This window comes from Pseudozobellia sp. WGM2, from assembly GCF_017810075.1.
GTDB lineage: Bacteria > Bacteroidota > Bacteroidia > Flavobacteriales > Flavobacteriaceae > JADNYK01.
Map to the genome: position 1 here is coordinate 770873 of NZ_JADNYK010000002.1, position 22129 is coordinate 793001.

A 22129-nucleotide genomic window follows, 5' to 3' on the forward strand; every position below is an offset into this window, starting at 1 on the left:
GTAATTCAATTTACTTGAATTAGAGGTTGCTCGTCTATATAACCTAATGACTGAAGAAACTCGTCAGTTTCCTGAATCGTTTTTTTATACATCTTTTTAAATGGATGATTGAAAAAACCGTGGCCTTTATCTTCATAAATTTTTAAAACACAACGGCTACCTACCTTGTCCATTACCATTTTGTAATACTCTGCGGTAACTACAGGAATATGGTGGTCTTTTGTTCCTAAAAATAAAAGTGTAGGTGGTGCTCCTTTTTCAATATTATGTAGGGGTGAAAAATCTTTATAGGCATCTCCAATTCTTTCGTACCCATATCCGCCAGGGCCATTATCTATAACAGGATTGTAAAGTACCAAAGCATTGGGTTTGCAATCAATTTGTAAGTCATCATTGGGGTCATTATATTTTTCTAGCAATGCCGTAGAAGCGGCCAAGTGACCACCTGCGGAACCACCGGAGACTATAATTTGATTGGGGTCTACGCCCAGCTTATCGGCATTCTTGCGTACATATCGTATTGCAGATTTAGCGTCTTGCACAGCAATGAACGGGGAGGTGCCATGTTTGCTTTCGGTACGATAATCAGCTAGAATACAAACCATATCCCTTTGCTTAAAATATTCCGCATGATATTTAAAATGTGAACGATCCCCTTTTTGCCATCCTCCTCCAAAGAAGAAAATAAATGCCGGATATTTTCGGGAAGCATCTGGCTTTTCGGGTGTATGAACTTCTAAAAATAGTCGGGTAGTATCTATCTTTTTGTATAAGAGTTCGGTCTGGGCATGACCAAAATAGGTAAAGAAGTAAACTGTTACTACAGAAAGAAGGCTAATAGTTTTTCTAGGTATTATCAGGAAGTGCTGCAAATTCTTTTCTTTTATTTTCAAACCAGTTCTGCATATTTTCGGGTGAACGCATCAAGCCTTGCATTTCTTCCATAGCTTTTAAATGCGGTTTATCACCCTTTTCAAACATTTCTGAACCATGTTTTTTGCTTAGCTGCGCAATTTCTTCAAAAGTCTCGGCGCGAAATTCATGGTCACATGCTCCGCCCAATTGCTTGCAAGTCATTGTTTTCATATCGTTTTGATTAGTTGATGAGTCCGATTATTTAAGATGGATATACAAGATAAAAAAAATCGTTCGCATACCGTAAGCAGTTAGGACTAAATCTCCGGTTGTTTTGATGTTTCGGGGTTTGGATAGTATCGAATGGGCGAATATCGCTTATATGTATTGAATATATCTTTATCAGGGCCCGTAACTCTCGGATCGCCTGTTCTTTTTAACTCTCGCATCATTTGCCCTTTCAATTTCTGTTCAATTTCTGCGTATTGTTCTTGACCGGAAAGATTCTTAATGCATGAAGGGTCTTCTTTTACATTGAAAAGTTCGAATTCGGGTCTTTTGGCAACTGCCAATTTGAAATACTTTTGAATTTCTTTGTCATCATGATTTTCGATAAGAAAGGTCTTTGTAGGGCAGTCGTCAATATCCATAAAGGCTGTATCGGGAATATAATTTCCATTTTTGTCGAGTCCGAACATTGGCATTAATTCGGTACTGTCTTTGGGATGGTATTTTTGTGGCGCTCCAGCAGGCCAGAGCTCAGGGTTCATATTCCATGTGTATAAATAGTCACCCCCCTTTAATATTCGCTGCGGATAGCCTTTGTTGAGGTAGCGCGCAGAAGAATGTCGCTCTCGACCTGCTAGGGCAAAGGTTCTTGAATCATCTATTTTTCCACTTTTTTCGGCTGTTAAAAGATTAGAGAAACTTCGGCCGGCAATGGGTAACATACCATCATCAGAGGTTTTCGTGAGCTCTAGTATGGTCGGTGCCAAATCGATAAAACTTACAGGATCTTCTACGGTTCTGCCAGCAGGAAAGTTCTTGGGGTAGCGAATGGCCATAGGAACATGAACCCCATGATCGTAGCCATTAGCTTTTGCTCTTGGAAAGGGCATGCCATTATCTGCAGTGACCACTACAATGGTGTTTTCCAATTCTCCCTTTTCTTTCAAATATTCAAGCATACGCTGAAGGTGAAGGTCGAACCATTCTATTTCTATGGCATAATCAAGAATATCACCGCGTATTAATCCATTATCGGGTAAAAACTCAGGCACTTCGACACTTTCTAATTTTTTGCCCCGACGTTTCCATGAATCTTGTTCATATCTTCTGTGGGGTTCTGTTGCACCGTACCAAAAAAAGAAGGGTTTTTCTTTTCGGGTATTTTCCATAAAGTGTTTGAAGTTCTCAAAGTAGTTGACTTTGCTTATGCCACTGGCGTACCGTTCATCGTTTTCTGTGGTATATGTTATATTGCTATGTTCTACACCTGCGGCATTAATAGTTCGAAATAAAGAATCGCCTGCCTCTTCTGCATACTTAAAAGGGCCAACGCCTTTGCCCGTTCTTCCAGTCTTATAACCGTTTTGTTCCAAAAGGTCTATAAACGAGATGTGTTTTTTTAACCAGGAAGAAGCATGTTGGCCTGATTGTTCGTTCTGCCAATGATAGCGTCCCGTTACGATAGAACTTCTCGAGGGCGCGCATCCGGGTGAACCAGCATAGCAATTTGAGAAATACACCCCTTCACGTGCTACTTGATCAAAGGCAGGAGTATTGATGAACTTGCTGCCTTCGAAGCTGGTATGGCCAAATGATTGGTCATCGCTTATGGCAAATAAAATGTTCGGAGGCTTTTGTGCTGTTACGTTCTCTTGGCATCCTGAGAACAAAGAGATAAAAATAACTGTAAATGATAAAATGAAAAAATTGTAAAACTTCATAAGGTCGAACTGTTCCTTTTATGGTTAATATTTCCGCTAAATCTACAATCAGACAGCTGTCTATAAATTAAGGGGAACATTAATTATGAGATTAATAAACTTTTAGCTTTAGAGAGGTTTGAATCTATAGAAATTACTAAATCATAAATATAGCCAAATTGATATAGTATTTTGGACTTTGGCTTTCTAGTAACGCTATTCGGTTTTTGATTGAGAGTTGATATAGCGAATGAGCAATTTCATGTTCGATATATACGTTCGAGTAGAGATATATTCCTGTTCTGATTCGTCGATATAAGGAGACGTGTCGGTTTCATCGCCGACTCGTGTCGTTGCATAGGCCGTAGTTGGTTCACTATTTACACCATCGCCTATATAAGGATTGCTAATATATACATGCTTTGACAACCATCTATGGTCATTGTCTAATGCATTTAAGATGTTCAGAACTTCATCTTTATCGATTTTAGAGAGATTATCATTGGCATCTAATCTATAATATTTTTGAGGAGTTTCATTTTGAAGAAACTGTGCAGGCATCAATGGAGAGTTTTTAGTAGCTTCTTCTTTAGTAAGCTTTGATATACGCTGGTATTCAGCTTTTAATTTCTGAAGCGGCACCCTTGTTTTGCCATAATAGTGAGATAAAAGATTCTTATCATCGGTGTCGGTATAGTATCTGCCATACTTTGAGTTAGAACCTTTTCGGTGAACATATATTGGGCTGTGAGATTCTATATCGATAAATGTGGGATGTGTACGATCGCCTTCAGTTTTATCTTCTGGCAAACGTGTTTTTTCTAGCCAATCTATTGCCTTTGGCACGCCCTCTAAAAATTTGGTGTCACCCGTCAGCTGGTAGAATTTCATTAGCAGAAATGCATTTTCCGCCGTAGCACCCGGAAGAAAAGCGGTGGGTTCGTAAGTGCGTGCACTCGCTGCTTTCATTTGCATATCTAACTGTTGCCCCCATGCGCCACTGGTATCTTGCGATATTCTGTAAAAATCCATGCCTTTGTATATCGGCTCTAAAAATCGGTTCTCGCCCAACACTAAATAAGCATAAATGAGAAAATCTATATTTTCCCAAATTACATCGTCATTGAAGGTATAGAACGAGGTGTAGTCAGGAAAACCATGTTTTTCAAAATCGTATCTCAACGGATACCTTTGTGGCCACCCCCCATTCGAATATTGACTTTCAAGAATAAAACCGATGGCCTTGTCCAAGGCAGGTTTATATTTTGGGTCTAATTTTTCAAGATACATTCTTAACAGAAAACGCGTAGCGTCGGTAGAAACATCATCATCGAAAGTAGCGTTGCCATAGTAATTTTGAAACTCTTCTAGGCGCCATCCATTTTTTCCGATAGTCTTGTACCAATTTTTTAAAGACCTATCTCCGGCAAAATCGACCATATAATTCCAACCTCCTTCACTCAATTGACCCCAGATAATTGCTGAGGCAGCTTTTTCGGCAGCCTGATAATAATACTCATTTTCAGTGGCACGGTAGGCATCGAGAAATACATGCCCCATACTTATGGTACCTGGGTTTTGCAACCAAATCATGGTTTTATACGCCTCCATTTCACCCCATCGACGAGAAAAATCGGGTAAGTACGACCATACATAACCTCCATTGGTGCTTACGGATTCTACCATAAAGGTGGTAGCATTTAACATGGTTTCTTGAATTCGGTCGTTGAAAGTATCACTCTGGGCCTTGGTATAGCTAGTGAGACTAAAAGATAATAGAAAAGTAATCAAGATTTGAAATTTCATGAGATCGATATATTGTGCGTTAATGGCTCATCGACATAAAATCTTCTGGACTGAGCTGTTTTGATGTAATACGTATTTTATAAACGAAACCCTTATACCAAGAGCGTTTATTTAATCTTACACCAATCGAACTACGCCCGCTCAATATAGGTTTGAAAGAATAAGGCTCATTTAATTCAAGTTGGCCGTTAACATAGGTCCGCAAGCTATCGGTTGTCACTATGAAGGCTACGTGGTGCCACTCGTTCAATGGATGCAAAAAATTTTCATCGATTAGTGCAGTTTTGTTCGTGCCCGAGGCAGCAAAGCCATCAAAATACCAATCGTTTTCTAAGGCTCTAATTTCAAGTAATATACGGTCATCTGATACCTCGCCCATGTGCAGTATTCTTTGCTCAAATGGTCCGCCGGATGCTGGATTGAAAATCATCTCAACAGTAAAGTTCTTTAGCGAATCGATCGGCATGGCATCTAGAAACAAGGCATCGTTGACTCCGTCGAAATATACTGCATTACCATAAGGGCCATCGACAAATGAAGGTGATCCATGAATCTGAACAGTATCTGATTTTGATTTAAGAAGGTCAACAATCGACCATTCTACGAATTTCACTTTCTGTTCATTTTGCGATTGAAGTGAAGATGGAAAGGCCAGACCAAGCAATAGTACGAAACTAGTTAAGCAACCGTACGGTTTCAATACAATACCTCTTCTTGATTTGGCTGTTCTAGACATTACGGTAGTTGAACTATTATTCTATTGAATTTAAATATACCTCTAAAAATGTGTACCCGTCCGGTCCGATTTTATTTCTATCCTTAGGATTTGTTTTATCTAATTTATGTATATCTTCCCATTCATCGGGCATACCGTCGTTATCGGTGTCTGTTGGCGCAGGTTCGCTCAGAAGTTCGGGCCATCCACCAACATCGTTTTGAGAATCGATAATACCGCAGTTTTTAGATTTATCGGCCACCTCATAGTGCTCTTCGTATGATGGGCCTTCATAGGTGGCATACCCATTTCGAACCTCATCGATAATACGTAGGTCAACAGGGTCTCTTTTGGGTAAAATAGCACCTGCATTTTCAAGAACAGAGGTGTATGCTTTATCGGCAGTCTGTTGTTTGATTGCCATAGCAGGCCAAGGTTTATCGAGTTTTAAGGTCGGTATTGCCTTAACATTACTTGGGTTGCCTTCTTGCACGTCTTTAATAGTGGTTAATGATGGTACGACCCCTTTCCAATTGTCGTTCGTAACCTCCTCACTGCCTACCATCACATTATCTGAAATGTACCATTTGCCATAATCTGTGGCACCATTGCGTGACCACGGAGCGGCGATTTGTTGTGATATTTGGCCCGGTTTCGTTGCAGGGCCCGGTTTGTAATAATTGGCGACCATATTGATGTTAGAGAAATTGAACTTATCGTTACCTACTTGTTGGTTTTCTGCGCCATAAGTAGATTGATAACCCCAATTATAAATAACATTATTGCGATAGTCGGTATTACCGCTGCCTGAGGCGAAACGTATATTACGGTTAGAATGATTTGCGATGAGGTTATGATGATAGCTACTATAATTCGAGCCCCAAATACCACCGAAACCGTGAGCTCCTTTAACATGGTTAGAATTAAAAAGACTTTCTGAAATCATGCACCATTGAACCGTGGTGTACTTGCCGTGATAAATAGACATAGTCTCATCTATGCTCCAACTGGCAGATACATGATCAAGAATAAGGTTTTTGACATATCTGCTGGAAATAGCATCGGAATCTTGACCTGATTCATTGCCGAATCTTACCCTGATATAACGTATGATCACCTCGTCTGCATCAATCATAAGAGGATAGCCTTTCAAACAGATACCATCACCAGGTGCCGTTTGTCCGGCAATGGTAATGTAGGGGTTTTTAATACGCAGGTCGCTTTCAAGATTAATTGTTCCGGAAATTCGGAAAACAACGGTTCTCGGGTTCTCGGCTTCCACTGCTGCACGAAGGCTTCCTTCACCTGAATCATTGAGATTGGTTACTTGGTAAACGGCACCACCACGACCTCCCTTGGTATATTTTCCGTACCCTTCAGCTGTTGGAAAAGCCAATTGCTGCCCCGATAATCCTAAACCGATTAAAATAGTAATACATGTAAATACAACTCGTTTCATAATTGCGGATTATAATAGTTTAAGAATAGGGTTTGAGATAAGGTTACACCTTTATTTTTAATACCAATACGGCATCTTCCCAATTGGATGGGGGTATCATGTCGCGCGATTCATTTTGTTTAAATGGCTTTAAATTCTCTTTGGCTCCATCTCTAGGGTAAAACCAATATGCTTCGGCATCTCCATCTAATATATTGTTTACTTGACAGCTTGAATGGTTAGAGAAGTATATAAGAGCCATATCTTTGGATGAGGTGGTAACCGCAGTTTTCAAGCTCTCATTTTCGCCAACTCCTGAAATTACACTCCCGTTAGGTATCCATTCGTTCCATTTATGGGTCCTCAGAAATTCTTTGCCGATTTCGGCTACTTGTCTGGCGCCCGGAAAATCTAAGGCCTGTTGCCAAGTGTAGCCGCAATTGTAATCTCCATCATTGCCGCGCATAGCCCATATAGGCCCAGCGCCATAGGTATGGCCTGCTCCTCCTGCAAAAAAAGTTTGGTAAAATTGCCTACGCACTCTCACAGGGGTCACCCAGCCGCATTCATGGCGATAGGTACCATATTCGTAAGAACCTTCTAGAAAAAGACTTGGTTTTACAGGTTCTTTTAGTTGGTAGTCATGAAGCATGGTTCTATACACATCGTTAACCTCTTTCCAAACTTCCACCCCGTTTACGTCTTGCCATACGTCATTGTGAAACCACTGAGAAGAACCATAAGGGTAATCGCCATTTGGGTGATAGGTTAATAGAACTTCGTCCCAAGCAGGGTTTTGTTCGTTCCAAGCCGGACTTTTACCGGTTACCCCTGAAACGATACCTTCGGCCATTGCCCGATATATGGAAAGATTATCATATGAACTGTAATTCTGGTTTTTGTCATAAGCATCGAACTGTGCTTTGGTATCGCCACCTAAAACCCAGATTATATGAGGTTCTTTACCATACCGATTCCCTAAAAATTTTCCGTATGTTTTAGCTTCTTCTGCCGTATACTGTTCTGTACCCGTTATCAATTGGGCTGCCCATAGGGGCAAAAGGGCCAAATACATATTACGCTTTTTCACGGCCTCGACCACATAGTCTGCATTATCCCAATAGTCATTTGGTGAATTTTTGTCTCCCCCTTTCACTACTAAGGGTTCAGAGGTGTTAGGGTCTTTTTCGGTTCCAGTGAAAGGGCGGTGGCCATAGGCGTTTGCCGCGTTATCAGGACTCCTCTTCATTCCGCCACCGTGGGGTGACCAGTGGGCAACGGCTTGAATTACGGTAAACCCAAGTTCTTGACGATTGTCAAGGTAGAGGTCGATCTCTTCTCTTGTCAATTGCTGAAACATGCCCCAACCGGTATCGCCAATCCATAGAAAAGGATCACCGCTAGAGTGTTGAAGATAGTGTCCGTTATCCGAAACTTCTAGCTTTCCTTTCTCCCAAGGGGCTTGTGCATTAATTAAGGTTGTAAGTAGTGCAAATGTGAATAGTAGTAGTTCTTTTGATTTTTTCATTGAGTGTGTACTAAAGTTTTGATAGTGGGGAGTGGGTTTCGAAATGGTATTCGTGAATTTTCAATTTTTTGGTCGACTTATTGAAAAAGGGGTTTACTTAATCTATAGTTAAAATAGTTCTTTGATACCTTGTTAGCTGGGGTGTGCCATTGTCGGTTACTTCACATATTATGTGAATGGTTTCTCCTTTTTTGGCGTTGGCCGGAATCTTGATTGAGGCAACCGAAGTTTGTGCATTTGAAATCTCGACCTTACCTGTGTAGGTATCGGCTTCTTCGTATTGCCACCAGTTTATTTCTAAAGAATCGTTGTCTACGTCGTAGCTTTCTGTTGCACTGATTACGACGGTATCTCCCCTTTTTGCATTGAGGTCCAAAGGTTTATCGAGTTTTACGGTTGGCGCGTGATTCGCCTCGTCAAAAGATTTCACTGACCAATCGGCTCGTGCGGCAAAATCGTTTTGCAGTGCATCTACCCAGCGTGTAATAGGTTTGAAATAGGCTGTCATCAAAGCTTCGTTTTTTGGGTATGTTTCTCTCATATAATTTCTTCCCCAAGCGGATTTGGTGTACCAGCGCCCCTTTGGATAGGTGTAATTTTTTTCGGGTACGGGGTCTAGCCACGTATTTTCTCGAATGAGGGTGTAGCGGCCTCCCCATCCTCCATAACTTGGAGATTCTAAAGATCGCAAGCCAGTGGGTATAGCATGAATAAAAGCTGGCGAATCGCCTTCTGAACGAAAAGAACCTTGTGTTTTGGCATCGCCGGCACTCCAGCCCTCGTTATCGCTGCCCCCTTTATACGCTTCGTATAAGGAGCATAGTGCGCCATGGTCATCTAATATATTATCTTTCATCCACTCGCTCTTGAAATATTCTATCTTATCTGTCGGCAATATCTTATCCCATTGATAGGCCATGGCCCAAAATTGATCACAGATTATCGTGGGGATGTTATACTTTCCCCAGTGAGGTCTGATATAAGATTGATAGGTGTTGTCTTGTTCCCAAATAAAGAAAAAACGTAGTTTGCTTGCAGCGTACTCCATTTTTTCGGGATGTTCTTCTTCGATTGTCTTTAATGCTCTTGCAATGGTATTGGTGCCGCCCCAAGCTTGGATCCAAATCGGCTCATTTTTCGTCTCATCCAATATCACTTTTACTATATGCTGAGAGCCAGATGTTACCGAATCCATTTCGCCTTCTGCATCCACATTGCCCAAATGGTTTATAGATCGTAGATAACTCGGCGATGGATAATCTTCACTATGTAGTACTAAGTTAGAGTAGACACTCTCATAGGCGTCCAAATACGGATTCAGCCAATCATCACCAGCCCATCTATGACCGCGCCAATGGTACTGAGAACTTGATGTAATAATGCCTTCTACGTTCCACTCGTTGGAGTAAAGTAAAAATCTAACCATAGAACACTCATCATCGATTTCCCCGTCAGAGGTAACGATAATTCTAGGTTTCACATAGTTTTCAGGAGATTTTACCTGGCCAAAACATGTAGCTACAGACACCATAAAGAGAAGGTGAAAGCTGATTTTTAGGAAGTAGTTAGAACAATAAATCATGGATAATAAGTATAAGAAAGTTTACTAAGATAATTAAAAATAGAAAATAAACGATAAAAAAAGCAATTAAAGGAAAATCCATCTGAACTCTAGTTCAATTCCTGTATTGTAATTACGACAATCCATGGGTTGGAAGGTTTATGTTCAAATAAGGGTTCAATACATGATTTAGGAAGTACATAATATTGATAGCCCGTATGCCATGAAGAATAAAATGCAAGTGATACACCAGAATTGGTAAAGAATGGCTACTTTATGAGATACGTGAGAAATCTAATTTAAAAAGAATGGTTATATGAGATTTAACCATTCAAAGTTGATTCTTTAAATTTAGCCCTTTTGAAAATAGTCTTTAAAAAGTAAAACCGAATCCGACTTGAACCAGATTGCCTTCAACGGAATTGAAATATCCGGCATTTAAGGTGATGAAGTCTACTCCACTTGCCCAAAAACCAATACCTTGAGAAGTGTGCCAAACATTTGATGAGTCGCCGGGTGACCAGACACGACCGTAGTCGAAACCACCATAAACTCCGATGGTAATCGGGGCAATGGCAGTAATGTATCTTTTTAGCCTTAATCGGATGTCAGAAGTCTGGTAGAAATAAGTCTTGCCTGTAAATCGCTCGTCGCGAAAACCTCGCAATCCATTATTGCCACCTAAAGTGGGTGCATGGTAAAAGAAATAATCATCGCCGAAGTTTGTTTTTACCTCGCCCAAGGTTCCAAATACCAAATTACCCGATGGTATTAACTTATGACTAAAACCAGCTTTAAATTGTAGATAGCCGAACTTGTTGTCGCCGATACTGGTATTTGCCTTATAGCCCGCCATAAGTTCCATTGTAATCGATTTAGATGGGAAGTCTTTAGCGTTAGCCAAGGTATATTTTGCCGAAGTCTGAAGACCAACATAATTTTGTGAGCCAAACACATCTGAATTCAAGTTGGCGGGAGTGAAAAAACGGCTAGGCAATTCACTGACTTTATAGGACTCATAAAGTGCTTTGAATCTTAGAGTATGATATGCTATACCTGCATCAAAATGAATTTTTTGCATCCGGGCGCGATAATAATTCCTACCCAAATCGTCTTCTAGGTTAAGGGTCTCGTTACCTATGCCAAAAAAATTATTTGAATAACTATCGTTTGTATAATAGCCATTCGTTTCAAAATTCCATTTCGGAAATATATTGGCGTAAATACCCGCATATTTTAATTCTATCGCTTTGAACTTAAAGTAGTAGTTCGCCGCAAGACTATGTTTCTGCTTGAACTTATTCCCATTGAAGCCATTGTATTTGTAAATGTTAGTTGCCCCAAGAAAAAAACCGTCATCGGTTCTAAAGCCAGTATTAGGTTTAACTACATTGCTGTTTTCTTCAAAAAATCGCCAATGGTACGTATTGGTCTTATAGACATCTGTTAATTGATGTTGGGGAGTTTCGTCGCTAAACTCAACATCCTCATGTTTCCAATCATAGACCTTTATCGATTTTTTGCTTGTTATTTTATACAAGTCTTTACCGTAGCCTCCGATTAGTCGAACCAGAATTTGATGGTCGCCCTCGCCTGAAACTTCAAAAATATCATTGTCACCTAAGCCGTAAATCCATATTTCATGGGTGTCTGAGCTATTAAAAGTGCGGTCATAAATAAGTTCATTGGTCTTATTAGAAAGTAATCTACGCATGACCACTTTTGTTTTGCCGTTGGATAATCTGGTAATCTCAATTTTATCATCTTTTTCGGTCGCATGTAGTGCAACGAGTTTGTTCAAGTATTTCGCATAGGCTAAAGCATATTCAGGCAAATCTTCAAGACGCTTCTTCAAATTTTCACGAATGTTATCGGCGGTTTCATCTTGAACTTCGATTGGCAGTCTCTCAAATGCGGAATCAATGGATGATTCAGAAAGATTTTCTTGAATGAATTTGGCTTCTTCTACCCATACCTCTGGCCCGAAACGGGTCAAGAGCGCTCGGTCAACTTGGTTACCGCCCACATTGAGCCATTTTACATTTTTAATTTTCGGTCCGTAAGATTGCCACCTTCTTGCATTGGGTACCATCAACTTAATCAATCTCATGGCTGAACCATCGAATTTTGGAAAAGCATTGTCACGATCCCTGGGCACAGGGAGAAAGGTTTTATCACCGTCTCGGGTTTCGTATTCGACCCAACGCCACTGATCTTGGTGACGATCCCAATCACCGATAAGCATATCGAAGATTCTTGCTCGAACAAAATCACGCTGGTCGACGGTGAACGACTCATCGCTTTTAATTTTTTCGAACATATCGGTAGTGCTCTCAAACTCATTGATCTTACCTGATTCATCAATGGTACGTTTATAGCCTCTAAAGTTTAACTGTTCATCTGATGGTCGCTCTTCAATAAAATAGAGTTCATCGCCGAACTCAGCGTTCAACCCGCCCAATCTTTTTTGTTTAGGAACATAGAACAAAGATGGGCTTGAGTGGTTTACATTTACTGATTTCGCCAACGGATTAATAACCAACTGCATATAGGGGTGAGCCGTTGAAAAGAAGTCTGAAATAACTTCTTCGGTAAACGTATCGTCGTAATCATCTTGGGTATAAGCCACCCCGGGCACTTTAAATTTTAAAAACTTCAATGCATTTTTTCTCAGAGAACGCATTGAATATTCTTTACCATCTTTATCTTCTAATCGTATGGAATACGATTGGTGACCACCACCTTTTTTAGTGACTTTTAGTCCGCCGTACAAGGTATCGAGAAGCGCAACTGGGGCACTTACTTCTTTACCAAAATATGTTCTGTATCGATTACCCCAGAGAAATTTGTAAAACCCCGATTTGTTAATGGCTTTACTCTCTTTTAGAACGGCATCACTTTTGGCTTTCTTATTAGGTTCGCTATAGTTCAGATTTGAATTTTCTGATTTTAACTCTTCTAGAACTTGTATGCTTTTTTCCTTTCCATCAGTACTGATAAACGTAACTTGAGATGAGCCATCTTCAAAATAACTTAACTTGGCAAAGCCTTTTGTGCCATGCGTATATTTACCTTCGTAACCTAATGAACCGCCAATGGTATTGATTCGATCTTTAGATCTTTTGGTCTCGGCTTTTTTACTCAAAGAACCGCTGATAATTTGATGTATGTTACCACCTGTTAGATATTGTAGACTCTCTTCATGACCAGAAACCAATGTAATTCGGTCAGATGCTTTTGCCAGCGAGCTTACCAATATTCTTAAGTAGTTATAGCGTCTAGAATTGAGTAACTCTGGTGAGAAGGCACCTAAGTTCATTATGCCGTTACGAAATGAACCATAAATAGGTAGGGGAACCAGGTTGCTTTTTAAGCTTTGCTTGCCCGAATAGACTCCATTACTGAAAACCGGGTGGTGCATGGCTATGACTATATTCTTACCTTGACCATCGTTTATGTAGCCTTCAAGTTCTTCGGCAAACCTTCTGCGCGTGACGATGTCTGTGCATTTCTTATTAATATTCTCGATACGAGACCAGTTAGAAATGAACCATTTTGAATCTATTAGTATAAGGTCGAGATTTTCATTGATTACCTTATGTTCTATAGGGCAAACGTTCTTCGGATAGAATTTTATACCATCTAAATTTTTATCATCTAGATATTCTTCAAATTTTTCAATCTTTTCAGTGTTGTAGCTCTTCCATTCATTATTTCCTGGAATAAAAATGGTATTTCCCTTAAAATTCTTTGTTAACGCTATCTGTTGGTCTATAAAGGCCCTATCTGCCGGCCAGTTGTTTGCTTCCTCAGAAATATTGTCCCCAGTAAAAATCAGCGTACTTGTACTATCCGCCTTTTTAAGTTCGTTAGATAGCACGGCTAATGTTTCATCGTTTAGTTTTCCATCCATATTGCCGATACCGCCGGCAATATAAAAAGTATGCACAGCTTTCTTACCATGCTTTTTTGGTTCTGTTAAATCTGAAGACGTTTGAGGTGCGTAGGTGGCGCAGGCCGAAAGAAGCAATATGGAGCCAAAAGCCCATATTTTTTTGATAGACTTATAATAATTCATGGTTTGGTTTTTACGTTTAGGTTCAGCAGGTTAAGCCGATGGTCGTTAAGATAGACCTCCTGAGCTATAGGCAGTTTGTTTAGTCTGGATTACTCTTGATTTAAAGAAGCAAGGTTAATGTAGTGATAGCCAACTGTACCCACATGTTCAACATGCATATCTCCCTTTTTTATATTTCCCCATTCAAAATTCTTGTCTTTAACCCCATTTTCATATTGTTCCATAAGGTCATCTGAAATCAGAATATATTCATCAAAGGGAACATCGTTCTTCAAAAGGCGATGGGCTACGATTACATCTTCCCCCATCAGTTTAATCAGCTTGCCTACAGGTACGACACCTATTTCTTCCCCGAAATGAAGTATTATTTTAAGACCAAGAATTTCCGGAATTTTAGATGCGCCGTTCTCCCCCATATATTGATCGCGAAGGCTTGATAGTTGCTTGTAGAATTCGGTGTAGAAGAACTTGCACTGCGCAATTAGTTCTCTAAATGCAGGTAAATCACCTGTTCTATAAAACAAGACAGCGTCCCCTTCAATTTCAGAAATTTTTAATCCGATTTCGTTAGAATAGATGATTTTGTTCAACAATGATGGTATCACCTTTGAGCTGAGTTCGAAGTCGGTATCACTCATGAATTGCGTGAATCCGCTAATATCAGGTATGCAAAGTAAAGTTGGAAGTGCTTTCATAAGCCTGTGCTTTTAGTTGACAATGGGCATGGAGCAAAGTTATTCCAAGGGCATTCTAACAGTTAGTGCTATCGGTTTTATAATTGTACTATTCGAAAGTAAAATGTTTGTGTTATAATTTGATTTAAGAAGGAAGTAGCAGTTGATAAGAATGTGTTTTGTGTTATAAAAATATCGTAATGTATTGATCATTAATGGGCGAAGGTACATTTTCTTGACTATTTTAGTCATTATGAGAAAGACACTTATAATCATAGGGATTTTACTAGCAACTTTTATTGGTTTACTCTATGTGTCGCTGTCTTCAACGGATAACGTTTTCTCAACTTGTGAGATTCTAGGTATAGCGGATATTGAGGAGATTGATTTTACAGAACATGACTCTGTTCTGGTAGCTGCAAGTACCTTGTACAAGAGTACATTGATCAAAGATATTTTTCAAGGTAGTCAATATCGTGAGGTTTGGGCCGCCCCGATCAAAGTGCCGATAGTTTTTCTTGACACTTTGGAAGGGGGCATGGAAATCTTGAAGGAAGGCGGTGGAAAGCAAACCCATTCACTCAAACTACGCTCTAAAGACGGGTTTGTATTTTCCCTGAGGGGAGTCAACAAAGACCCCAAAGCCTTGATTCCTGAATTCGCAAAACAACTAGGTCTAGAAAATATTATTGTCGACGGTATTTCTGCGCAGCACCCTTATGCAGCACTTGTAGCGGCCCAATTGGCCGATAAGGCAGGTATTTTGCATACACAACCAAAAGTACTGTTCGTGCCTAAACATGAACATTTGGGTACGTATAATAATAAATATGGTGACCGTCTTTTTCTTTTTGAGCGTGAAACGGAGGGAGGCGCCAATTGGACGGACTTTGAGCAGGTAAAGGAAATAATCGATACCGATGATTTACAAGAATTGAGAAAAGAGCATGGCGAGAAGGTTACGATAGATAAAGCATTGCTCATAAGAGCTAGACTATTCGATATTTTAATTGGTGACTGGGACCGTCATGCTAAGCAATGGGGCTGGGTAATACAAGAAAAAAACGAAAAATTCAATGCGATACCACTGCCGGGAGATCGTGACAACGCCTTTTTTACTATCGAGGGTATTTTACCGACCTTAATTTCTAATAGGCATATTCTACCGGGCCTACAGTCTTTTGATAAAGAAATCGATTACTTGCCAGGTTTGGTCATGCCTTTTGATATCTATTTTCTAAAGGGTGCCGAGCTAGAGTTGTTCTTAAATGAAGCCAAAAAACTTAAAAGTTTGCTTACTGATGAATCGATTGATGCTGCTTTTGAGGTTTGGCCTAATAATGTTCGCGAATTAAATGCTGAAGATATCGCCAATACGATTAAAAGCAGGAGAAATAATTTATTGGATTATGCTCAAGCCTTTAGAGGCATTTTAGAAGAGCGGGAGTTTTTAGTTGAACCATTAAAAGGTTCTGAAGATAAATCTGCTCAAGAAGTTAATTTTAGTTGTTTTGATTGCAACGCTCTATAGGTACTGTAGTTTTAGTCTTTTTGAAAGAATACCTTATTTTTTTCTATTGAGTAAAGATTCAACAAAATGTTTTCGGTATTCAGATGGGGAGGTGCCATATTCTTCTCTAAATATTTTTGATAGATAGCTTTTGCTTGAAATACCGGTCATGTCACTAATCTCTGAGATACTGTAGTTGGTATTGAGTATTAGGTCTTTGATGAGGTTCAATCTTTCTTTTTGAATAAATCGGTTTACGGTTAGTCCGTAAAGGTTTTGAAAGCCTTCTTGAAGTTTATTGGCGTTGAGACCAACCTCTTGTGCGATAGCTTCGACGGTATCAGATTGATAGAGCCTACCCTTGATGAGCTGAACGGCTTTTTCGATTTGGGCGATTTCAGAACGTCTCAGTATAGAACGGTTACCAATTTCCGAAAGGTCATCTTCGAATTGAAGAATCTGTTTGGTCAACATTTGATACGCCTTGCCTTCTAGAAATAGTTTTCGAAGAAAATCTTTGTTTTCAAAAGATTGCATTTCTCTAAAAAGGTCAGCAAGTTTGAGACTGTAAAAACCATCATGATAAAAGGATTTTGAGGCATCGGTATCATTGAACAAATCTTGAAGGGTTTCGTTCATCGTTACCAAGTTGCACTGAATTTTCTTTTGAAACTCTTTACGAGAAATTTCAAGGCTATTGATTACTGTTCGAGAACCTGCATCGAAACTCAGAATATGTCCGTTTAAAAAATCACTGGCTACAATTGCTTCTTGATATTGGGCGATATTATGGTCTTCGTCTGAATTTTCAAATCGATGTCTTAGTTTTCCCTCTAGACAATATAAAAATTTAAGAGGATGAACTTCATTTACGGTAAAACAAAACTCTACATCTTGTTTAAAAAGGCAATCATATTGCATAATACCCAATCCTCCGTCAAAACTAATACCACGAATGTACCCTTCGCCAATATCTTTAGGCAAATCTAAATAGTACTCACCGCAATTTTCTTGCGCTTTAGTATTAAAGGCTTCGGATATGTCGCTCATTACCTCGGCAATAGGAAGCGAATTAACCTCAATAGTAATCATGGATCCTGTAGATTATAGGTTTCTAGTTTTTTCGTTAGCGTAAAAGAAAAGAGGGCTTCGGGGTTAAAGATGCAACTTTTTTACAAAATGATTCTTGCAACTGACTAGATTTGATAAACATATGCTTCGGTTTATTCTTTATGCTTTTGGTAATCAATGAGTTTCTGAGGGCCCTCTAATAATATTCTGACCACGCGCAGAATACCATCTTCGGTTGTTGCTATTTGCCATTTGACCAACGAGATTTTGCCCCCTTCGATTTCGATACCGGTTATGCTTCTGGGATGAACACAACTTCCCGTATTGAAAAAGGGGATATCGCCTGGTTCTGGAAACCTTGGTCTATGGGTATGGCCTACTATAGTGGGTATGAGGTCTTTTTGTAATATCCATCTTTTTATTCTTCGCTCAATTTTAATGAGTTCAGTATAGTTTTTGGCAGGGCTGGTCGGGTCGGCAATGCCCCATATTTGAAGAGGTTTCCAGAGTACCCTTACTAGAAAACGACTCCACCGCCAAAAGGTATAGTTCCACCAGTCGGCTTGGTGCCCATGGGCCAAAAAAATCTCTTGATTGGTAGAATTATGCCTTAATATTACAGCTTCATTGAAACTGATACCCTCAAAAAGTTCTTTCGATTTACCATCTATCGGTTCAAAATAACTGTTCAGATGAGTTTTGACATATTCATGGTCTTTGTAGACCATATCATGATTGCCCCATATCATGTGCAATCGCCCCTCTAAATGAAATTTTCGTAGTAGTTGAAAGACATTTTTGTGTGCCTCGAATATAGAATCAAAATGTAGGTTTTCCCATAGTTCGTCACCATCACCCAATTCACAATATTGAAAACCCTCCTTATAGTAAAAGCTCAATGCATGAAAATAAATGTTTCTGTTGTTGGCAAAATCATCGGCAAAGCTATTGTCGCCCCTGTGGCAATCGCTAAAAAGAATGAATTTGGTATTATCATCAAAGTCGATAATCTTGGCCTTTTCGTATGCTCTAGATAGCCTTTGGTTCGATGACATGCTTTTGTATTATAACTTAGTCGCTAATTTAAACAGTTAATCATTACACCAAAAACGTAAGGCCAATGATTAATTTAACTTATCTTAATAACAAACTAAGCTAAAAAAATCGCCAAGAGGATCGTTAAGAAGGATGTTTAGAGTATGCTTTAACTGTAAGAGAGGCATTTCTTTTGTAATTTTGCCTTCAAGAATACGACTATAACGAGTATGAAAGGAGTAAGAGAAAAGGAGTTTCCGTTGTCACAGCTCATCAGTTTTAACAAATTGTTGGAGAGGTATGAGGAAATGGCAAGTAGCGATGATAGCTATCTTGCTGAAAGGGCAAAGCGTATCTTGGCTGCCCAAGCTCCCTATCCTGAACTTCGAGAAGGGTTTACAGACGAGAGCATGCTCGAAAAGCATAAAGATCTCATTCAGATTCTTTTACAAGATCTCTTTTCAGAAGTTTTGACCGATAACGAAATAAAGGCTGCCTCGTTGCCGTATGATAATATCATATTTAATTCGTCGAAAAGGTTCAAAAAGATTATAAAAGATGCAGGCGATGATTTTGTACTTGAAATGCGAAACATGCCTGAAGAACATCTTTATGTGATGGCCTGTACCGTAATTCTAAACTTTTATTACGGCTTTTCATTAGACTTTAAACGCCCATTCTTCTATGATATACCCGATGCAAATGGGGTAATGAGACATTATCGCATACTTTATAATGCCGACTTCATCGAGATAGAGCCGACAGAAAAGGCTAAAAAACTTACTAGAGACGATATCGATGAATTGCTTGCAAATTTTGACAATATTGAACTCTGGAAAGAAAAGATTCCGCCCAATAGCTTTGTTTCTAGAGGTTTCGTAATATCGAATATGTTCGACGTTACGGCTGAACATTCGATTTCAGAAATTAAATCAAGTCTGATTGCGAGTGACAAAAGAGCTAATGAAGGCTTTATAGAAAATCTACAAGAGACCTTTCAATCATTTTTCAACCGAGCAAACCTTAAGGCGGGGTTTATGATTTATAATGCCAAGGTCGATTGTTTCGAGCCAGTTTATGGCAAGGGTATGGAAAGCTTTGTATTGCGCGACAAAGAAACCCATAACTGTAAAGAAATGCTTTGTGGGCATTCGTACCATAAATTGTTGAAAGAGAAATCTTATTATGCTATTTCTGACGTAGACAGATATGCAGAAAAGTCTGAGGCTTACTTTTACAAGAACTTAAAGAAACAAGGTATTAAAAGTGCCATATTCGCCCCGATAGCAGATAACGATAAGATGCTAGGGGTATTGGAATTGGTCTCTACCGAGAAAAATGCATTGAATAGCGTAAATGCCAATAAACTCGAAGATGTAATGCCTTTTATAGTTTCAGCGGTATTACGATCAAAAAGTGAAGAAGAGAACTTGATTGATGCCGTTATTCAACATGAATGTACTTCGGTTCATGACTCTGTCTATTGGCGTTTTCAAGAAGAAGCGAAACGCTTTATCAAAGACGACCTCGAAGGTATTCAGCCTACTTTCAAAGAAATTGTTTTTAAAGAAGTGCATCCGCTTTACGGTCAAATTGATATTAAAAATTCTTCTGATGCTAGAAATAGTGCTATTCAGCGTGATTTGATGATTCAACTCTCTACGGTCAACCAAGTTTTAGATGCGGCTTGGCAAAAGAATAAGCTGCCCATATATGAAGAACTGATGTTCAGGGTCAATGATCATATGGATAATATCAAGGAAAGCTTGCATACCAATAGCGAACAGGCAATTTTCAATTTTGTGGCCGATGAAATACATCCCGTATTTGCACATTTGAAAAAATCTGATACTGAAGTCGGTAATTTGGTTACTTCCTATGAGTCATCTATTGATATGGGTACCGATTCCTATTATGATCACCGTCGAAACTACGATGAAAGTGTCATGTTGATCAATAAAAGACTGGCAGCACTTATCGATAGAAAGCAGCGAAATGCACAAGATATGTTTCCTCATTATTTCGAACGGTACAAAACTGATGGGGTCGAGCATAATATGTATATCGGTGATTCTATCGCTGGTGAACTGGAGTATAATCCTATATTTTTAAATAATTTAAGACTATGGCAATTGCAGGTGATGTGTGAGATGGAAAACGCCCATTACAAGCTTAAACCAGAGTTGCCTGTGCCGCTTGATGTTGCCTCTTTAATTTTGGTCTATAATACCTCTTTATCCATTCGGTTTAGAATGGATGAAAAACGATTTGATGTAGATGGCACTTATAACGCCCGCTATGAGGTTATTAAGAAGAGAATTGACAAATCTTTTATCAAGGGTACTGACGAACGTTTGACCCAACCGGGTAAAATGGTCATCGTTTATTCTCAGAAGAAAGACGAACTAGAGTATTTACGTTATATAAAGTTCTTGAAATCTAAAGGGTACTTTACCGGAAAGGTTGAGATTGTTGATTTAGAAGGGCTGCAAGGTGTTTCAGGTCTTAAAGCTATACGAGCCGATATTCTTTATAAGAAGTCAGGTCAAGCACTAGAAAAAACGTATACCTACGATGACCTTATGAAAGAATTGCAATCATAAGCTTATCTTCCTATCAATCGTAAGATGCCTATCTTAGTGGTATGAACTTACAATCGGAACTTCATAAAGCTTCATTATTCCAGAACCTAGAGCTTTTGGCCAATCAAGTGGTCGAAGGTTTTATCAGCGGTATTCATAAAAGTCCGTTTCATGGTTTTTCTGCGGAATTTGCCGAGCACAAAATTTATAACGACGGTGAGAGCACCAAGCATATAGATTGGAAACTTTTTGCCAAGACAGATAAGCTTTATACTAAACGATATGAAGAAGAGACCAATCTTCGGTGTCATATGATCCTAGATAATTCGGCTTCGATGCATTATCCTGAAGTAGAAAATATATCTATATCTCATTTGAACAAAATAGGTTTTGGGGTGTTGGCCATAGCGGCATTAATGAACGTATTGAAAAAACAGCGCGATGCTGTTGGCCTTAGTATTTTTTCTGATGGATATAAGTATTATGCACCCGAAAAAGGCAGTGAACGCCACCATCAAATGCTTTTAAACAAATTAAGTGATCTTGCTTTAGAGCCCAAACCACCCCAAAGAACGGAGACCTACACCTATTTGCACCAGATAGCTGAAAAAATTAAGAGACGCAGTTTAATTTTTCTGTTTACCGATATGTTTCAGTCTGAAACCGATGATGAAAAATTATTCGATGCACTACGGCACCTAAAATATAATAAACATGAAGTAGTGCTTTTTCATTTGTTGGACCATGCTACCGAATTTTTTTTTGATTTTGAAAATGTGCCCAAGAGATTTGTCGATGTAGAGACGGGCGAGCACATCGATTTATATAGTGATTCGGTAAAAGAGAATTACGAAAAAGCCATAAAAGCTTATTTTGAGGCACTTAAGTTGAAGTGTGCCCAATATAAGATAAAGTACTTCGAAGTTGATGTACAGGGCGATTTCTCGAAGGTGCTGAATACGTATTTGGTAGAACGCAGAAATTTTTTGTGAGACAAGATTATTTTTAAAAAAAAGTTTGTGCAATTGAATAAGCGATGTATATTTGCACACGCTAAACGCCACGGTCTGGTAGTTCAGTTGGTTAGAATACCTGCCTGTCACGCAGGGGGTCGCGGGTTCGAGTCCCGTCCAGACCGCAAGTAAAATCAAGCCCTCACGGAAGTGAGGGCTTTTTTATTTTTCCATTTATAAACTATTTATAAACATTCAAGAGGGATCAGGAACAATTGTTGTGTTTATGCAAAAACTGTTGTTAGTCTAAATAGGAAGAATTCTACATTTTTCACACCTCTGAACTGCGCCCTAAATGCTTTTATCTTGGCATTGAAAGATTCTGCCGAAGCGTT

At 39.3% G+C, this 22129-nt stretch carries 15 protein-coding genes and 1 tRNA gene; 4 read left to right on the forward strand and 12 right to left on the reverse strand.

Translation table 11 applies throughout. The features are described from left to right. Window positions 1–5: 5 nt before the first annotated feature. The 10 genes from IV512_RS06895 to IV512_RS06940 all read right to left on the reverse strand — a co-directional run bounded on the left by IV512_RS06895 (window position 6) and on the right by IV512_RS06940 (window position 14604). The gene (locus IV512_RS06895) at window positions 6–872 is read right to left on the reverse strand and encodes an alpha/beta hydrolase (protein WP_245224689.1); all 867 of its coding nucleotides are present in this window, start codon (window positions 870–872) and stop codon (window positions 6–8) included. Beyond that, window positions 847–1086, reverse strand: coding sequence for a DUF1059 domain-containing protein (locus tag IV512_RS06900; RefSeq protein ID WP_209401851.1), 240 nt, complete (start codon window positions 1084–1086; stop codon window positions 847–849). The genes IV512_RS06895 and IV512_RS06900 overlap by 26 nt, the downstream gene beginning before the upstream one ends. An 86-nt stretch (window positions 1087–1172) precedes the next feature. Beyond that, the gene (locus IV512_RS06905) at window positions 1173–2804 is read right to left on the reverse strand and encodes a sulfatase (RefSeq protein WP_209401853.1); all 1632 of its coding nucleotides are present in this window, start codon (window positions 2802–2804) and stop codon (window positions 1173–1175) included. A gap of 195 nt (window positions 2805–2999) precedes the next feature. Continuing rightward, window positions 3000–4589 carry a pectate lyase gene (locus IV512_RS06910; protein ID WP_209401855.1) on the reverse strand — a complete coding sequence of 530 codons (1590 nt, stop codon included), beginning with the start codon at window positions 4587–4589 and terminating at the stop codon, window positions 3000–3002. A gap of 19 nt (window positions 4590–4608) precedes the next feature. Continuing rightward, window positions 4609–5325 (reverse strand): LamG domain-containing protein, encoded by a 717-nt coding sequence (locus IV512_RS06915; protein WP_209401856.1) that lies wholly within the window; start codon window positions 5323–5325, stop codon window positions 4609–4611. A gap of 16 nt (window positions 5326–5341) precedes the next feature. Further along, window positions 5342–6763, reverse strand: a complete 1422-nt coding sequence (locus tag IV512_RS06920) for a polysaccharide lyase family 1 protein (protein ID WP_209401858.1) — start codon at window positions 6761–6763, stop codon at window positions 5342–5344. Between the two features lie 43 nt (window positions 6764–6806). Continuing rightward, window positions 6807–8270 (reverse strand): DUF4038 domain-containing protein, encoded by a 1464-nt coding sequence (locus IV512_RS06925; protein WP_209401860.1) that lies wholly within the window; start codon window positions 8268–8270, stop codon window positions 6807–6809. A 97-nt stretch (window positions 8271–8367) separates the two neighbouring features. Beyond that, window positions 8368–9750, reverse strand: coding sequence for a DUF1593 domain-containing protein (locus IV512_RS06930; RefSeq protein ID WP_209401862.1), 1383 nt, complete (start codon window positions 9748–9750; stop codon window positions 8368–8370). Between the two features lie 454 nt (window positions 9751–10204). Next, window positions 10205–13909: a hypothetical protein gene (locus IV512_RS06935; RefSeq protein ID WP_209401864.1), complete on the reverse strand. Its 3705-nt coding sequence runs from the start codon at window positions 13907–13909 to the stop codon at window positions 10205–10207. Window positions 13910–13998: 89 nt separating this feature from the next. Continuing rightward, window positions 13999–14604: a DUF2652 domain-containing protein gene (locus IV512_RS06940; RefSeq protein WP_209401866.1), complete on the reverse strand. Its 606-nt coding sequence runs from the start codon at window positions 14602–14604 to the stop codon at window positions 13999–14001. Between the two features lie 232 nt (window positions 14605–14836). On the opposite strand from IV512_RS06940, the gene IV512_RS06945 reads away from it, so the two are divergent. After that, window positions 14837–16114, forward strand: a complete 1278-nt coding sequence (locus tag IV512_RS06945; protein ID WP_209401868.1) for a hypothetical protein — start codon at window positions 14837–14839, stop codon at window positions 16112–16114. Between the two features lie 33 nt (window positions 16115–16147). Here the strand turns inward: IV512_RS06945 and IV512_RS06950 are convergent, their stop codons facing one another. Both IV512_RS06950 and IV512_RS06955 read right to left on the reverse strand, forming a co-directional pair. Further along, a complete protein-coding gene (locus IV512_RS06950; protein ID WP_209401870.1) occupies window positions 16148–17185 on the reverse strand; it encodes an AraC family transcriptional regulator in 1038 nt (345 codons plus the stop codon). Window positions 17186–17316: 131 nt separating this feature from the next. Further along, entirely contained in the window at window positions 17317–18219 is a 903-nt protein-coding gene (locus IV512_RS06955; protein WP_209401872.1) for a serine/threonine protein phosphatase, read from the reverse strand. A gap of 210 nt (window positions 18220–18429) precedes the next feature. On the opposite strand from IV512_RS06955, the gene IV512_RS06960 reads away from it, so the two are divergent. From IV512_RS06960 to IV512_RS06970, 3 genes are all read left to right on the forward strand, one after another. Beyond that, window positions 18430–20802, forward strand: coding sequence for a GAF domain-containing protein (locus tag IV512_RS06960; protein WP_209401874.1), 2373 nt, complete (start codon window positions 18430–18432; stop codon window positions 20800–20802). 41 nt (window positions 20803–20843) lie between these two features. Beyond that, window positions 20844–21773: a DUF58 domain-containing protein gene (locus tag IV512_RS06965; protein WP_209401876.1), complete on the forward strand. Its 930-nt coding sequence runs from the start codon at window positions 20844–20846 to the stop codon at window positions 21771–21773. A 72-nt stretch (window positions 21774–21845) separates the two neighbouring features. Continuing rightward, window positions 21846–21919 (forward strand) — tRNA-Asp (locus tag IV512_RS06970). Window positions 21920–22129: the final 210 nt, after the last annotated feature.

Coding starts and splice junctions, on each gene's coding strand:
- IV512_RS06900 (WP_209401851.1), bottom strand. CDS start 1,086: ATGAAAACAATGACTTGCAAGCAATTGGGCGGAGCATGTGACCATGAA.
- IV512_RS06905 (WP_209401853.1), bottom strand. CDS start 2,804: ATGAAGTTTTACAATTTTTTCATTTTATCATTTACAGTTATTTTTATC.
- IV512_RS06910 (WP_209401855.1), bottom strand. CDS start 4,589: ATGAAATTTCAAATCTTGATTACTTTTCTATTATCTTTTAGTCTCACT.
- IV512_RS06915 (WP_209401856.1), bottom strand. CDS start 5,325: ATGTCTAGAACAGCCAAATCAAGAAGAGGTATTGTATTGAAACCGTAC.
- IV512_RS06920 (WP_209401858.1), bottom strand. CDS start 6,763: ATGAAACGAGTTGTATTTACATGTATTACTATTTTAATCGGTTTAGGA.
- IV512_RS06925 (WP_209401860.1), bottom strand. CDS start 8,270: ATGAAAAAATCAAAAGAACTACTACTATTCACATTTGCACTACTTACA.
- IV512_RS06935 (WP_209401864.1), bottom strand. CDS start 13,909: ATGAATTATTATAAGTCTATCAAAAAAATATGGGCTTTTGGCTCCATA.
- IV512_RS06940 (WP_209401866.1), bottom strand. CDS start 14,604: ATGAAAGCACTTCCAACTTTACTTTGCATACCTGATATTAGCGGATTC.
- IV512_RS06945 (WP_209401868.1), top strand. CDS start 14,837: ATGAGAAAGACACTTATAATCATAGGGATTTTACTAGCAACTTTTATT.
- IV512_RS06950 (WP_209401870.1), bottom strand. CDS start 17,185: ATGATTACTATTGAGGTTAATTCGCTTCCTATTGCCGAGGTAATGAGC.
- IV512_RS06955 (WP_209401872.1), bottom strand. CDS start 18,219: ATGTCATCGAACCAAAGGCTATCTAGAGCATACGAAAAGGCCAAGATT.
- IV512_RS06960 (WP_209401874.1), top strand. CDS start 18,430: ATGAAAGGAGTAAGAGAAAAGGAGTTTCCGTTGTCACAGCTCATCAGT.
- IV512_RS06965 (WP_209401876.1), top strand. CDS start 20,844: ATGAACTTACAATCGGAACTTCATAAAGCTTCATTATTCCAGAACCTA.